The sequence below is a fragment of the Micromonospora sp. ATCC 39149 genome (assembly GCF_000158815.1).
In the GTDB taxonomy this organism is placed as follows: domain Bacteria; phylum Actinomycetota; class Actinomycetes; order Mycobacteriales; family Micromonosporaceae; genus Micromonospora.
The window spans coordinates 405067-405836 of sequence record NZ_GG657738.1 but is presented as its reverse complement, the minus strand read 5'-3'; the positions used below and the strand labels follow the sequence as shown (position 1 = coordinate 405836).

The following is a 770-nucleotide window of genomic DNA, read 5'->3' as shown; positions in this document are numbered from 1 at the left end:
GGCCCCGCACCGGACCGGGAATGTCGGCGGGCAGCTCCGGCGGCTCGTCGTCCAGGTGCCGCACGGCCACCTGCAACGGGTTGTCCCCGGTGAACGGCGGCCCGCCGGTCAGGCAGCAGTAGGCCACCGCCCCGAGGGCGTAGATGTCGGTGGCCCCGGAGACCGGTCGCCCGGCGGCCTGCTCGGGGGCCATGTAGAGCGCGGTGCCCGGCACCGCGTTGGTGCTGGTGATGCTCGTGACGTTGGTCGACCGGGCCACGCCGAAGTCGACCAGCACGACGGTGCCGTCCTCCTGCACCAGCAGGTTGCTCGGCTTGACGTCGCGGTGGACGATCCCGCCGGCGTGCGCCGCGTGCAGCGCCTGGGCGGCCTGGGCGACGATCGACATCGTCTCGGCCACGCCGAGGTGCCCCGCTGCCTCGATCCGCTTGGACAGCGGCTCGCCCTCGACGAACTCCATCACCAGGTAGTCGGCCCGTTCGCCGCTGGGCAGGTCGTCCTCGCCGCAGTCGTAGACCTGCACGATGCCGGGGTGCCGCAGGGCGGCCATGATGCGGGCCTCGGCGCGGAACCGGGCGATGAAGTCCGGGTCGGAAACCAGCGCCGGCAGCAGGACCTTGACCGCGACCCGGCGGCCGAGGATCTGGTCCGTGGCCCGCCAGACGTCACCCATGCCACCGGTGGCGACACGGTCGTCCAGGCGGTACCGACCGCTGAGTACGACTCCCGAAGACAACACAGCAATACCGTACCCAGAGCGGGCGCTGCTC

At 72.2% G+C, this 770-nt stretch carries 1 protein-coding gene; it reads right to left on the bottom strand.

Annotated features, from left to right (window positions below; genetic code table 11):
- A partial coding sequence (locus MCAG_RS01735) for a serine/threonine-protein kinase (RefSeq protein ID WP_157548348.1) occupies nucleotides 1-739 on the bottom strand: 739 nt, incomplete at its 3' end.
- Nucleotides 740-770 lie beyond the last annotated feature (31 nt).